Origin of the sequence: Methylobacterium sp. 22177, from assembly GCF_052045615.1 — a bacterium.
GTDB classification, from domain to species: Bacteria; Pseudomonadota; Alphaproteobacteria; order Rhizobiales; family Beijerinckiaceae; genus Methylobacterium; species Methylobacterium radiotolerans.
Genome location: NZ_JBQEPK010000003.1, coordinates 100,092 through 111,780 on the forward strand (window position 1 = coordinate 100,092; position 11,689 = coordinate 111,780).

Genomic DNA, 11,689 nt, shown 5'->3' on the forward strand with positions numbered 1-11,689 from the left:
CGCGGGCTCCCGTGTGTTCCGACTTTTCAGATATTTCTGAAATTGCTATAGAACGAGTCGCGCCCAGAGCCGGAGGCCCGACGTGCTCGCCAACCTCGATCCCCTGATCCTCGCCCGCATGCAGTTCGGGTTCACCGTGGCCTTCCACATCGTGTTCCCGGCCTTCTCGATCGGCCTCGCGAGCTTCCTCGCCGTGCTGGAGGGGCTCTGGCTCGCCACCGGCCGCCAGGTCTTCATGGACCTGTTCAAGTACTGGATAAAGATCTTCGCGATCGCCTTCGCGATGGGCGTCGTGTCCGGGCTGGTGATGTCCTACCAGTTCGGCACGAACTGGTCGGTCTTCTCCGACAAGACCGGCCCTGTCCTGGGTCCGATGATGGCCTACGAGGTGCTGTCGGCCTTCTTCCTGGAGGCCGGCTTCCTCGGCGTGATGCTGTTCGGCATGACGAAGGTCGGGCCGCGGCTGCACTTCGCGGCGACGCTGATGGTGGCGTTCGGGACCTTCTTCTCGGCGTTCTGGATCCTGGCGGTGAACTCGTGGATGCAGACGCCGGCGGGCTACGGCACCAACGCCGAGGGCCAGTTCGTGCCGCTGGACTGGTGGGCGATCGTGTTCAACCCGTCCTTCCCGTACCGCCTCGTGCACATGGTGCTCGCCGCCTACCTCACCACCGCGCTGGTGGTGGGCGCGGTCGGCGCGTGGCACCTGCTGCGCGACCGGGCCAACCCGGCCGCCCGGACGATGTTCTCGATGGCGATGTGGATGGCCGCCCTGGTCGCGCCGGTCCAGATCCTCGCGGGCGACGCGCACGGCCTCAACACCCTGGAGCACCAGCCCGCCAAGGTCATGGCCATGGAGGGCCATTTCCGGAGCCACCCGGACGGCGCGCCGCTGGTGCTGTTCGGCCTGCCCGACCAGGAGGCCGGCACGGTGCGCTACGCGGTCGAGATCCCGAAGCTGTCCTCGCTGGTGCTGAAGCACGCCCTCGACGCGCCCCTGAAGGGGCTCGACAGCCTGCCGCGGGCGGAGTGGCCGCCGGTGCCGATCGTGTTCTGGTCGTTCCGCGTCATGGTCGGCCTCGGGATGCTGATGCTGCTCCTGGGCGCCCTGAGCCTCCTCGCCCGCTGGCGCGGCACCCTCTACGCGTGGCGCCCGCTGCACCGCTTCGCGGTGGCCATGGGCCCGGCGGGGTTCGTGGCGGTGCTGGCCGGCTGGATCACCACCGAGGTCGGGCGCCAGCCCTACACGGTCTACGGCCTGCTGCGCACCGCGCAGTCGGCCTCGCCGCTGCACGCGCCGGCGGTGGCGGCCTCGCTCACCGCCTTCGTGGTGATCTACTTCGCGGTCTTCGCCATGGGCACCGGCTACATCCTGCGCCTGATGGGCCAGCCCCCGCACGCCGGCGAGAGCGGGATCGAGCCCGGCGCGCCGATCCGGACGGCGGGCATCACGCCCGCCCCGGCGATCGATCCCGACCGTCACCTCCAGCCGGCCGAGTGAGGGACCCATGGCCTACAGCTTCGACCTCACGGTGGTCTGGGCGCTCGTGATCGCCTTCGCGGTCTTCGCCTACATCGTCATGGACGGGTTCGATCTCGGCATCGGCCTGCTGTTCCCGGTCCTGCGGCCGGGCGAGGAACGGGACACCGCCATGAACTCGGTCGCCCCGGTCTGGGACGGCAACGAGACCTGGCTGGTGCTGGGCGGCGGCGGCCTGTTCGCCGTCTTCCCCCTGGCCTACGCGGTGATCCTGCCGGCGCTCTACGCGCCGATCATCGCGATGCTCCTCGGTCTGATCTTCCGCGGCGTCGCCTTCGAGTTCCGCTGGCGCGATCCCCGCCACCGCGCCGCCTGGGACGTGGCCTTCGCGGGCGGCTCGCTGGTGGCGGCCCTCGCCCAGGGCATCGCGCTGGGCGCGCTGCTGCAGGGCATCGCGGTCGAGGGGCGGGCCTATGCCGGCGGCTGGTGGGACTGGCTCACGCCCTTCAGCCTCCTCGTCGGCGCGAGCCTCGTCGTCGCCTACGCGCTGCTCGGGGCGACGTGGCTGGTGATGCGCACCGAGGGCCTGCTCCAGGCGCGGGCCCGGCGCCTCGCCCTGCGCCTCACCGCGGCGACGGTCGCGGCCATCGCGCTCGTCAGCGCGGTGACGCCGTTCCTCCAGGGCCGCTACTACGAGCGCTGGCTGGCGATGCCGAACGTGCTCGTCACCGCGCAGGTGCCGCTGCTCGTGGCGCTCGCGGCCTTCGCCCTGTGGCGCACCCTGCGGGGCGGCGCCGAGCGGGCGCCCTTCCTGATCGCGCTGGGGCTGTTCGCCCTGACCTTCGCGGGGCTGGGCATCAGCATCTTCCCCGACGTCGTGCCGGGCCGGATCACGATCTGGCAGGCGGCCGCCCCCGAGGCGAGCCAGATTTTCCTGCTCGCCGGCGCGTCGGTGTTGATCCCGATCATACTGTCCTACACCGCGTACGCGTACTGGGTCTTCCGCGGCAAAGTCGACGCGCACGGATATCACTGATGGCACCCGCAGCAGCACAGCCCCTCTGGAAACGCCTCGCGTGGTTCGCGGGGCTCTGGGCCTCGAGCATCGTCGGCCTCGGCTTCGTCGCGACGGTCCTCCGGTATTGGCTCAAGAGCTGATAAGCCGGGGGGCGCCCGCCTGACCTCTCCCCGCGTCGGATCCCTGCCGTGCAGCTGCCCCCGCTCGTCCAGACCTTCGTGCTGCATTTCGGCGAGATGGGCTCGCGCTGGGGCATCAACCGGACCGTGGGGCAGATCTACGCCCTGCTGTTCGTGGCCGAGCGGCCGCTCAACGCCGACGAGATCGTCGAGCGGCTCGGCGTGTCGCGCTCGAACGTCAGCATGGGCCTGAAGGAGCTCCAGGCCTGGAACCTCGTCCGGCTCCAGCACAGGCCGGGCGATCGGCGCGACTACTTCACGACGCCCGAGGATATCTGGCAGATCGTCCGCACGCTGGTCGAGGAGCGCAAGAAGCGCGAGGTCGACCCGACGCTGACACTCCTGCGCGAGCTCCTGATGCAGGAGCCCGGGACCGAGGAGGAGCGGCACGCCCAGGCGCGGCTCCGGGAGATGCACGACCTCTTCGAGCTGTTCGCCGGATGGTACGCGGACGTGCGCCGCCTCGACACCGAGCGCCTCGTCCAGCTCCTGACTCTCGGCTCGAAGGTCCAGAAGGTGCTGGAGATGAAGGATCGCCTGACCCGCCTGCCGGGCCGGATCGGCGGCCGGTCGGCCAAGCCGGACTGACCCGGCCGCGCGGGGGCGGGCCCCCTCACGCCTCGACGAGCGCGCCCCGGTAGAGGGCGATGAGCGAGACGCCGATATGCTCGATATGGCGCCGCAGGCAGGCGGCCGCCTCGTCGGACTTGCCGGCCTCGCACAGGGCCAGGATCTGCGCGTGCTCCCTGACCGCGCGGGTCGCGTCCTCGGAGGTCGAGATCTGCAGCCGCGTCGGCCGCTCGCAATCCTGCAGGAGCGCGGACACGATCGCCAGGGAGCGCGGCCGGCCGGCGTGCCGGATCAGGTCGAGGTGGAAGCGGCTGTTCAGGTCGCCCCAGCGGAGGACCTGGCCGGTCTCCAGCGCCGCGCCGTACTCCTTCGAGAGCGCGTCGAGATCGCGGATGTCGTCGGGGGTCAGGTGCGGTGCCGAGAGCTGGAGCAGCTGCGGCTCGAGCTGAACGCGCAGCTGGAAGATGTCCTCGACCTCCTGGAGCGACAGGCCCGTCACGACCGCCCCGCGATGCGGCACGATCCGCACGAGCTTGCTGGCCTCCAGCTGCAGCAGGGCTTCGCGGACCGGGATGCGGCTGATCCCGAACTCCTCCGCCAGGGCGTCCTGGCGCAGCTGCACCCCCGGCGGCAGATCCCCGTTCAGGATCTGCTCGCGCAGGGAATCCGCGACGGCCGCCGCCACGGTCTTGTGCCGCAGCCGGTCGGGTGCGGGACGTCCAGGGCCCGTGGGGGACATCAGTGCCTCAGGAGAACAGTATACATGTATACAAGGGAGCCTCTTGCCCGGAAAACGCGCGTCTGTCCAATGCCAGATTGTCCCGAATAAACCTGAGGTTAGTTGGGTCGACGAATTGCACGGGGACCGCGAGCCGCGGTTGTCGCCCGGAGCGCCGAGCAGCAAGGACCGCGCCGCGATTCGGACCCGTGCGACGCGCCGATAGCGCAGGCGCAGGACCCCGACACTGATCCAGGTGAGTGACGCGCACGGATCGGGGCCGGCGGCGGGGAGGGCGCCGGCGCGCGGCTCACCGGTCCGCCGGGTCGCGCCGCGGCTGCGGAGCGGCCCAGGGCGCCTGGCCGAGGGCCTGGCCGAGATGGGCGATTAGCGCCGTCACCCGGGCCGGCCTCGGGTCGCCCGGGGGCGTCACGAGGTGCAGGGCGATCGGCGGCGGCGACCAGGCCGGCAGCACCCGCTCGAGGCGCCCGGATTCGAGGTCGTCCCAGATCATGAAGTCGGGCTGCAGGGCGAGGCCGAGCCCGGCCCGCAGCGCCGGCGCCAGCGCCTCGGCGTTGTTCGCCCGCAGCTGGCCCGCCGGCACCACGACGGCCTCCGCGCCGCTCCCGTCCACGAATCGCCAGCGGTCGGGCGTCGGCAGGTAGGCGTAGCCGAGGCAGGTGTGGCGGACGAGGTCGTCCGGGTGCTCGGGCCGGCCGTGGCGGTCGAGATAGGCGGGGGTGGCGACCAGCGAGCGGCGGATCTCGCAGAGACGGCGCGCGCGCAGGGAGGAATCGGGCAGGGCCGCGATGCGCAGCCCGATGTCGAACCCGCCGCCGACGAGGTCGACGACCGCGTCCGACAGGTGGAGATCCACCGACACGGCCGGGTACTCCCGGAAGAAGGCCGGCAGGATCGGCGCCACGTGCATCACCCCGAAGGTCATCGGCGCTGCGAGCCGCACCAGCCCGCGCGGCTCCGCGGCACCGGCCGTGGCGAGGGCTTCCGCGGCCTCGCCCTCGGCCAGGATGCGCGCGGCGCCGTCCTTGGCGGCCTGCCCGGCCTCGGTGAGGGCGAGCTTCCGCGACGTGCGGTTGAACAGGCGGGCGCCGATCCGCAGTTCGAGCCGGCTCACCGCCTTCGAGACCGTGGCCTTCGACAGGCCGAGCTCCGCGGCGGCGCGCCCGAATGAGCCGGTCTCCACCACCTTGGCGAACACGGCCCAGGCCTCGAAATCGGGCAGTCTCATCAGCCATTTCCAGAAACGATAGGTTTCCATCGTTTCTATTTTCGCGGCTCATGGCAAGGGGCACATTCCCGTCATCGCAACAGGCCGCCCGTCGCGGCCTTCCGTCGGGAGACATCGCCATGGTTCAGACCGGCCTCCACCACGTCACGGCCTTCTCCGGGCCGGCCCTGCGCAACCTCGACTTCCACACCCGGATCCTCGGGCTGCGGCTGGTGAAGAAGACCGTCAACTTCGACGATCCGGGCACCTACCACCTGTACTACGGCGACGCGGCCGGTCGGCCCGGCACGATCCTGACCTTCTTCCCCGTCGAGCACGCCGCGCCGGGCCGCGTCGGGATCGGCGAGACCCAGGAGACCGCCTTCCGGGTCCCCCGCGCCTCCATCGGCTGGTGGACCCACCGGCTCATCGAGAAGGGCGTCGCCCACGAGCCGCTGGTCCAGGTCTTCGGCGCGCCGACGCTGCGCTTCCGCGACCCGGACGGCATGATGCTCGCGCTGGTGGGCGTGGAGGTCGGCGACGCGGAGGGCTGGGCGTCGAGCGAGGTGCCGGCCGAGCACGCGATCCGCGGCCTGCACGGGGTGACCCTCCTCCTCGACAGGGCCGAGCCGACCGCCGCGATCCTCACGGAGGTGCTCGGGCTGGCGGAGGTCGGCCGCGAGGGCAACCTGATCCGCTTCGCGGGCAGCGCCGAGCTAGGCGGTCTCGTCACCCTGCGGGCCGTCGGCGGGTTCCTGCCCGGCCGCCCGGGGGCCGGCTCGGTCCACCACATCGCGTTCCGGGCGGCGGACGACGCCGCGCAGGCCGCGATGGGCCGGGCTCTCGAGGCACGGGGGCTCCACGTCACCGAGCAGCGCGACCGCCAGTACTTCCGCTCGATCTACTTCCGCGAACCCGGCGGCGTGCTGTTCGAGATCGCCACCGACGCGCCCGGCTTCGCGGTGGACGAGCCGATCGAGGCCCTCGGCCAGGCCCTCAAGCTCCCCGCCGGCCTGGAGCCGCACCGGGCCGAGATCGAGGCCGTGCTGCCCAAGGTCGCCTGAGCCGCGACCACCACGCCCGCCCCGCGCCCGCGCGGGGTGGGACCTCTCCCCGCCACCCGTGAGGCCATCATGACCCAGGACACCGCCGGCTTCATCCACCGCTTCGAGCCCGGTCCCGACACCGCGCGTCCGCTGCTGCTCCTCCACGGGACCGGCGGCGACGAGAACGACCTCCTGCCCCTCGGCCGCACGGTCGCGCCGGAGGCCGCCCTGCTCGCGCCCCGCGGCGCCGTCAGCGAGAACGGCATGCCGCGCTTCTTCCGGCGCCTGGCCGAGGGCGTCTTCGACGAGGCGGACCTGCGCCGCCGCACCGGCGACCTCGCGGCCTTCGTGGCGGCCGCCCGGACGCGGTACGGGATCGGGGCGCCCCTGGCGCTGGGCTTCTCGAACGGCGCCAACATCGCCGCGTCGCTGCTGCTGCTCCGGCCCGAGACCCTGGCGGGCGCTGTCCTGCTCCGCCCGATGGCCCCGTTCGCCGAGCCGCCGGTCGCGGATCTCGCCGGCCGGCCGGTCCTGATCCTCTCCGGGGCGATGGACCCGATCGTGCCCGCGGAGAATGCGCGGCGCCTCGCGCAGCAGCTCACCGCGGCCGGAGCCCGCGTCGAGCACCGGATCCTGCCGGTCGGCCACGGCCTGTCGCAGGCCGATATCGGCCTGGCGCTGAACTGGCTTCGCGGCCTCGCACTTCCCGAAGCGGCCTGACTCGGCCGCGCACGACAGGACGGAGCGTTCGACGATGTCCCCGATCTCCTCTTCCAGCGCGACCGCCCTGCTGCCGGTGACCGGCCGGGTCCTGATGAGCGCGATCTTCCTCGTGAGCGGCGCCGGGAAGCTCGCGGCCCCGGCCGCGACGCTCGCCACCATCGAGGCCGCCCACCTGCCGCTGCCGCCTCTCGCCTACGCGGCGGCGACCGGCGTGGAGGTCGTCGGCGGGCTGCTGCTCGTCGCCGGCTACCGCACCCGGCCGGTCGCCCTGGTCCTCGCGCTCTTCGCGGTGGCCACCGCGGTGACCTTCCACGCGGCCCTCGGCGACCAGAACCAGATGTTCCACTTCCTGAAGAACCTCGCCATGGCCGGCGGCTTGCTTCAGGTCGCGGCCTTCGGGGCCGGCCCGCTCAGCCTCGACGCGCGGCAGGGCCGGGCCTGACCGGTCCGGCGATCCGCGCGACCCTTGCCTCTCGCCCTCCACCTTTCGACCCCCGCCCTTCGACCCTCGGGAGACCACGATGCCCTACTTCACCGCGCAGGACGGGACCCAAATCTACTACAAGGACTGGGGCACCGGGCAGCCGGTGGTCTTCAGCCACGGCTGGCCGCTCAACGGCGACGCCTGGGAGGACCAGATGCTGTTCCTCGCGGAGCGCGGGTTCCGGGTCATCGCCCATGACCGGCGCGGGCACGGTCGCTCCGGGCAGCCCTGGTCGGGCAACGACATGGACACCTTCGCGGACGACCTCGCCGGGCTGATCGCCCATCTCGACCTGCGCGACGCGGTGCTGGTCGGCCACTCCACCGGCGGCGGCGAGGTCGCCCGCACCCTCGGGCGGCACGGGACGGCGCGCGTCGCCAAGGCGGTCCTGGTCGGGGCCGTGACGCCCCAGATGGTCCGGACCGACGCGAATCCGGGCGGCCTGCCCCGGGACGTGTTCGACGGGATCCGGGACTCGGTCCTGCGCGACCGGTCGCAGTTCTTCAAGGACCTGAGCGGCCCGTTCTACGGCGCCAACCGTCCCGGCGCCGCGGTCAGCGACGGTATGCGGGACACGTTCTGGATGCAGGGCATGATGGCCGGGCTGCGGAACGTGCACGCCTGCGTGGCGGCCTTCTCGGAGACCGACTTCACCGAGGACCTGACGCGCATCGACGTGCCGACCCTGCTGGTGCACGGCGACGACGACCAGATCGTGCCGATCGACGCCGCGGCGCGCGCCGCCGTCAAGCTCGTGCCGAACGCCGTGCTGAAGGAGTATCCGGGCGCCCCGCACGGCCTGGCCGCCACCCACAAGGACCGGCTGAACGCCGACCTGCTCGCCTTCATCCAAGGTTGAGGAGACCGGCGGCCTTTCCCGCGCCGGCCCGGGCTCCTAAAGCCTGCGACGGGCCGCGCCGCGCGGCCGGTCATCCCGAACCTCCGCACGGATCCCCGCATGCCGACCTCCGCCGCACCGCTCGCCCTCGGGATCATCGGCGGGGGCATCATGGGTGAGCGCCTGCTCGGCGCGATCCACGGGGCGGCGGACTCGCCCGTGCGGGTCGCGGCGATCTGGGACCCGGCCCCGGAGGCCCTGGCCCGGATCGGCGCGGCGTTCCCGGCGGTGCCGCGGGTGGCCGATCCCGCCGCCGTCGTCGCGGCGAGCGACTGCGTCTACGTCGCCTCGCCGCCCGCCTCGCATCTCGGCTACGCCCGCGCCGCCCTGGCGGCCGGCCGGAGCGTCTTCTGCGAGAAGCCGCTGGCCATCGACCGCGCCGACGCCCGCGCCTTCGTGGCGGAGGCGGGGGGCGCGGGCGCGGTCAATTTCCCGTTCGCCTCGTCGCCGGGCGTCGCCACCCTCGAGCGCTGGATCGCGGCCGGCGCGGTCGGCACGCCCCGGACGCTCACCGTGGCGGTGGCCTTCGCCCGCTGGCCCCGCCCGTGGCAGGCCGACGCCGCCCGCTGGCTCGACGCGCGCGGCGAGGGCGGCTTCACCCGCGAGGTGGTCTCGCACTTCCTGTTCCTGGCCCGCCGCCAGCTCGGCCCGCTCGCGGGGCTCGCCGGACGGATCGCCTTCCCGGAGCCGGGCCGGTCCGAGCGCGCGATCGACGTGACGCTCACGGCGGGCGGGATCCCCGTCACCCTGACCGGCCGGGTCGGGGGCGTCGAGGCCGACGACCACAACACGTGGACGCTGGAGGGCGACGCGGGCGCCGTCCGGCTGCGCGACTGGGCCATCGCCGAGCGTCGGGGCGCCGACGGGCGGTTCGAGCCGGAGCCCGACGCGATCCCGAACGAGCGGCTGCGGCCGATCACCCTCCGGCGCCAGCTCGAGGGCGTCGTCCGCATGGCGCGCGGCGAGCCCCACCACCTCGCCACCTTCGCGGAGGCGCTCGACGTGCAGGAGGTCGTCGAGGCTATCCTGGCGCTGTGAGGGCGGAGGCCCTCGGACCCTGTCCGGGTGATGGCTTCGGCCCCGCCGCCCTGGCGGGCGGAGCGAAGCGATCCAGGGGCGCAACCCTCGAAGGGAGCGCGCCGCCCGAGGGCCCGTCCGCCACCCGCGTCGTCAGCTTGGGCACGACCGCGACGATGACGGTACCAGAGGCAGCGTATATGCGCCCGGTCGCTCGGAGTGTGAGGCAAACCCCGTGCAAGGATCCCAGGAGCGGCTGATCGGGAAGTGCGATCGCATGCTCCCATGATCGCGGTTCGCTACATCTCACAGAGCTGACCTTACAGACTCGAAGATCGCCCCCGGCAAGATTCGGCGAGGAATGCTTGAGATAGTCTGCGCGCCAACAGTGATGATCTGCACTGTCGTGCAGCGGGATGCTTGACGAACTAAGACGATTGTCCTACCGTCATCTCCGGCAACGTTGCTGTGGTTGCAGCTGAAGTATCAGTGGCGGTCTATCGAGCATGACAGCCCGGCGACTCCATGCGGGCTCGGAATCTGAAATCGGTCCGGATCGATCATTGGCGGGCCGATACGATCGTAAGATCGTAAAACGCGGCTCGGCTGCAGCGAACATAGCTGTTGTCAAAGGAAACATCAGACATTTCACGTCTTTTTAGGAGCCGTTGAATGAGTGCTGCCATTTCCTCTCTGACGACATCTCGCCTTCTGACAGTGCCCCTGCCGACTGATCGTTTGGCAGCGCCTTCTCTGGACGATGTCGAAACAACACAGCTGAAGCAGTCGGCCGATCCGCGATCGACTCTGACGCTGTCTCCGGCAAGCAGAGATTTAATATTTTAAACTGCAAACATGCCGCAAAATCCGGGTGATGACCTTCCTCCCAATAATCCAGTCGACAACCCGCCGGAAATCATTCCGAACCCTCCGGACTACCCGGAGCCAACTCCAATGCTTCCCTATGATCCCCCGCCGTATGGTCCGGGGTATCCTGGCGACGAGCATTGAAATAGAGGATTATAAATCTTGGCAGGCGCTCTTCGGGGTGCCTGCCCACAATCGCATTAGGTCATATGAAATATTTCTGCACGATTTTGTCTGTGCTTGTTTGCATCGTAGTATTATTGCATTCAGTTTCGACATCGTATGCGAGCAAAGTATTTGAATATTCACACGTAGGTATATATGAAAAAGATCAATTTGTTTGTCGAGGGCTGAAAATCGGCAACGATATCATAACGGCGGCCCATTGTTTTCGAGGTAGAGAGGGGCTCGGAGTTAGATATTTTGTCGGCAGTCGGGTCGGATTTTCTGAAGTCTCGAGAGTAAAAACTTTGTATTCTCGCTCGCCCATTACTGACATAGCCATATTTCAGGCGAATACCCCTCTCGCGGCCGAAGTCGATGGCGTTATCGCCATCGGGGATGCTGAGCCGATCGAGAATTTCAATGACGAGCAGAGTTTCTCAATCGAATTAAAGACATTTGACGCCAGCGGACATGACGCGCGTTCCCGGATCGTCGAAATTGTGCCGATGCATTACTCGAAGGGATACGATGATGTCGTCCTTCTGTCTCTCGATAAGCAGAGCCGTATCAGTCTTCCTGGTCCGAAAAGCGCCGGATCGATGGCGTTTTCGATCAACATGCATGAGAACATGATCGTCGATCGCTCGGATTTGATATGCCAGGGCCAGTCAGGGTCGCCGGTCTTTGCGCGCAAGAATGGTGTAAAGTATCTTATAGGCATTCTTATTCGCGGGCAGCCGAATGGATACTATAACACCGTTCTGTGCGGAAACGGAGCTTATGCTCTCCGACTTGATGGTGCGGCCGGAGCTTGGATAAGAAAGAATTTGGATCCGACGGACTAGGGTTTGGACTCGTTCTGCACCAGAAGGCGATGACGGCAGCCAGGGCGACGGTTGAGGCGTCGTTGCGGGCGAGCGTGTCGTATCGCGTGGCTATGCGGCGGAAGTCCTTGAGGTAATTGAAGGTTGCCTCGATGCGCCCGCGGTCCCGGTCGTGCCGCTTGTCGTGGTGGATCCTTCTCTTGCTGCCGCGCTTGCACAGGTCAGCGCGCAGCCCGTCGGCGTCGTAGCCCTTGTCGGCGCTCAGGCGGCGGATCCGGCCGGGCGCTTCGGCCAGGACGGCCGGAGCGGCGGTGACGTCGCCGGCGTTGCCGGGCGTCAGCCGGAGAGCGCCGGGCCGGCCGAGGACTGCGGTGATCGCTCCCGTCCCGCCGTCCTCGCGAGCGGAGCGAAGCGATCCCGTCGGCGCGACGCCGGCTGATGTCACCCGGCTCCGGGATCGCTTCGCTGCGCT

The 11,689-nt window shown here is 69.8% G+C and carries 12 protein-coding genes and 1 pseudogene; 10 read left to right on the forward strand and 3 right to left on the reverse strand.

Features of this window, described 5'->3' with window-relative positions; translation table 11 throughout:
- Positions 1–82: 82 nt before the first annotated feature.
- Genes ACTJK8_RS04950 through ACTJK8_RS04965 form a run of 4 tightly spaced genes read left to right on the forward strand, consistent with a single transcriptional unit; the run spans position 83 to position 3,265 of the window.
- A complete protein-coding gene (locus tag ACTJK8_RS04950) occupies positions 83–1,501 on the forward strand; it encodes a cytochrome ubiquinol oxidase subunit I (RefSeq protein WP_012321838.1) in 1,419 nt (472 codons plus the stop codon).
- Positions 1,502–1,508: 7 nt separating this feature from the next.
- Positions 1,509–2,516, forward strand: a complete 1,008-nt coding sequence (gene cydB / locus ACTJK8_RS04955; protein ID WP_012321839.1) for a cytochrome d ubiquinol oxidase subunit II — start codon at positions 1,509–1,511, stop codon at positions 2,514–2,516.
- A complete protein-coding gene (locus ACTJK8_RS04960) occupies positions 2,516–2,638 on the forward strand; it encodes a DUF2474 family protein (protein WP_012321840.1) in 123 nt (40 codons plus the stop codon). Before cydB ends, ACTJK8_RS04960 begins: the two co-directional genes overlap by 1 nt.
- 48 nt (positions 2,639–2,686) lie before the next feature.
- Positions 2,687–3,265: a GbsR/MarR family transcriptional regulator gene (locus tag ACTJK8_RS04965; RefSeq protein ID WP_012321841.1), complete on the forward strand. Its 579-nt coding sequence runs from the start codon at positions 2,687–2,689 to the stop codon at positions 3,263–3,265.
- A gap of 25 nt (positions 3,266–3,290) precedes the next feature.
- Here ACTJK8_RS04965 and ACTJK8_RS04970 read toward each other — a convergent pair whose 3' ends face one another.
- Together ACTJK8_RS04970 and ACTJK8_RS04975 are read right to left on the reverse strand one after the other, a co-directional pair.
- Positions 3,291–3,986, reverse strand: a complete 696-nt coding sequence (locus ACTJK8_RS04970) for a GntR family transcriptional regulator (protein ID WP_024828498.1) — start codon at positions 3,984–3,986, stop codon at positions 3,291–3,293.
- A 289-nt stretch (positions 3,987–4,275) separates the two neighbouring features.
- On the reverse strand, positions 4,276–5,214 hold the full coding sequence (locus tag ACTJK8_RS04975; protein ID WP_041372840.1) for a LysR family transcriptional regulator: 939 nt from the start codon (positions 5,212–5,214) through the stop codon (positions 4,276–4,278).
- A 119-nt stretch (positions 5,215–5,333) separates the two neighbouring features.
- Here ACTJK8_RS04975 and ACTJK8_RS04980 point away from each other — a divergent pair, with 119 nt between their 5' ends.
- The 6 genes from ACTJK8_RS04980 to ACTJK8_RS05005 all read left to right on the forward strand — a co-directional run bounded on the left by ACTJK8_RS04980 (position 5,334) and on the right by ACTJK8_RS05005 (position 11,238).
- Positions 5,334–6,257 carry a ring-cleaving dioxygenase gene (locus ACTJK8_RS04980; RefSeq protein ID WP_440761608.1) on the forward strand — a complete coding sequence of 308 codons (924 nt, stop codon included), beginning with the start codon at positions 5,334–5,336 and terminating at the stop codon, positions 6,255–6,257.
- Positions 6,258–6,326: 69 nt separating this feature from the next.
- On the forward strand, positions 6,327–6,959 hold the full coding sequence (locus ACTJK8_RS04985; RefSeq protein ID WP_440761609.1) for an alpha/beta hydrolase: 633 nt from the start codon (positions 6,327–6,329) through the stop codon (positions 6,957–6,959).
- 34 nt (positions 6,960–6,993) lie between these two features.
- Positions 6,994–7,404, forward strand: coding sequence for a DoxX family protein (locus ACTJK8_RS04990; RefSeq protein ID WP_012321846.1), 411 nt, complete (start codon positions 6,994–6,996; stop codon positions 7,402–7,404).
- A gap of 79 nt (positions 7,405–7,483) precedes the next feature.
- A complete protein-coding gene (locus ACTJK8_RS04995; RefSeq protein ID WP_012321847.1) occupies positions 7,484–8,305 on the forward strand; it encodes an alpha/beta fold hydrolase in 822 nt (273 codons plus the stop codon).
- A 99-nt stretch (positions 8,306–8,404) separates the two neighbouring features.
- Positions 8,405–9,382, forward strand: a complete 978-nt coding sequence (locus ACTJK8_RS05000) for a Gfo/Idh/MocA family protein (RefSeq protein ID WP_440761610.1) — start codon at positions 8,405–8,407, stop codon at positions 9,380–9,382.
- 1,082 nt (positions 9,383–10,464) lie between these two features.
- Complete coding sequence (locus ACTJK8_RS05005) at positions 10,465–11,238, forward strand: trypsin-like serine protease (protein WP_158682018.1); 774 nt, start codon at positions 10,465–10,467, stop codon at positions 11,236–11,238.
- A gap of 16 nt (positions 11,239–11,254) precedes the next feature.
- On the opposite strand, the pseudogene ACTJK8_RS05010 reads toward ACTJK8_RS05005, so the two are convergent.
- Positions 11,255–11,596 (reverse strand): annotated as a pseudogene (locus ACTJK8_RS05010) (transposase); the annotation flags it as partial.
- Between the last annotated feature and the right edge of the window lie 93 nt (positions 11,597–11,689).

Excerpts from the sequence above, each read along its gene's own strand:
- ACTJK8_RS04980 (WP_440761608.1), top strand. The coding sequence starts at position 5,334 with ATGGTTCAGACCGGCCTCCACCACGTCACGGCCTTCTCCGGGCCGGCC.
- ACTJK8_RS04990 (WP_012321846.1), top strand. The coding sequence starts at position 6,994 with ATGTCCCCGATCTCCTCTTCCAGCGCGACCGCCCTGCTGCCGGTGACC.
- ACTJK8_RS04960 (WP_012321840.1), top strand. The coding sequence starts at position 2,516 with ATGGCACCCGCAGCAGCACAGCCCCTCTGGAAACGCCTCGCGTGGTTC.
- ACTJK8_RS04970 (WP_024828498.1), bottom strand. The coding sequence starts at position 3,986 with ATGTCCCCCACGGGCCCTGGACGTCCCGCACCCGACCGGCTGCGGCAC.
- ACTJK8_RS04975 (WP_041372840.1), bottom strand. The coding sequence starts at position 5,214 with ATGAGACTGCCCGATTTCGAGGCCTGGGCCGTGTTCGCCAAGGTGGTG.
- ACTJK8_RS05000 (WP_440761610.1), top strand. The coding sequence starts at position 8,405 with ATGCCGACCTCCGCCGCACCGCTCGCCCTCGGGATCATCGGCGGGGGC.
- cydB (WP_012321839.1), top strand. The coding sequence starts at position 1,509 with ATGGCCTACAGCTTCGACCTCACGGTGGTCTGGGCGCTCGTGATCGCC.
- ACTJK8_RS04995 (WP_012321847.1), top strand. The coding sequence starts at position 7,484 with ATGCCCTACTTCACCGCGCAGGACGGGACCCAAATCTACTACAAGGAC.
- ACTJK8_RS04985 (WP_440761609.1), top strand. The coding sequence starts at position 6,327 with ATGACCCAGGACACCGCCGGCTTCATCCACCGCTTCGAGCCCGGTCCC.